The following is a 236-nucleotide window of genomic DNA, read 5'->3' as shown; positions in this document are numbered from 1 at the left end:
GGACAGGACGGCAGGGAAGGTAAAGGCAGCGGTACCAAAGGTGACGGAACAGGGCGCGGTGAAGGCGGCGGCAAAGGCAGCGGCGGAGCCAAAGGCGAACACGGGGAAGGAACCGGCGGCAGCGGCGGAGGAACAGGTGCCGGCAGCAGCAAAGGCAATCCTTTACGCGCCAACGGCAGCATCCCGCGCCCGGCCTATCCCACGCTTTCTATGGAAAATGACGAGCAGGGTACGGT

At 64.8% G+C, this 236-nt stretch carries 1 pseudogene; it reads left to right on the top strand.

Going from position 1 to position 236, the window contains the following annotated elements:
• Window positions 1–236: pseudogene (locus tag ACI43T_RS12285) on the top strand (energy transducer TonB); the annotation flags it as partial.

It is taken from the genome of Neisseria oralis, from assembly GCF_045062685.1.
In the GTDB taxonomy this organism is placed as follows: Bacteria; Pseudomonadota; Gammaproteobacteria; order Burkholderiales; family Neisseriaceae; genus Neisseria; species Neisseria oralis.
The sequence above is the reverse complement of the archived record's forward strand: the minus strand, read 5'-3'. Positions and strand labels throughout refer to the sequence as shown.